At 65.4% G+C, this 254-nt stretch carries 1 pseudogene; it reads left to right on the forward strand.

The annotated features are described in order from the left end of the window. Positions 1-254: pseudogene (locus XcuCFBP2542_RS19915) on the forward strand (IS3 family transposase); the annotation flags it as partial.

Below are 254 nucleotides of genomic sequence, written 5' to 3' on the forward strand. Positions count from 1 at the left end.
TGGCGCGGTGCCAGCACGCTGGTGGATGCTCGAAAAGGCGCGGCCAAGCACTGCCCGCATGCGCTGAGCTGCGTCGATAAGGAACGAATCATCGCCGTCGCCAACCAGCCCGCTTACCAGAGCCTGCCCCCCTCGCAGATCGTGCCCCGGCTGGCAGATCAAGGGATTTACATCGCATCGGAATCAAGCATGTATCGCGTGCTGCGTGCGCGTGGGCAAGTCAATCGCCGTGGTCGCGCCGCCGCCCCGCGAAC

This window comes from Xanthomonas cucurbitae (genome assembly GCF_002939885.1).
Taxonomy (GTDB): Bacteria; Pseudomonadota; Gammaproteobacteria; order Xanthomonadales; family Xanthomonadaceae; genus Xanthomonas; species Xanthomonas cucurbitae.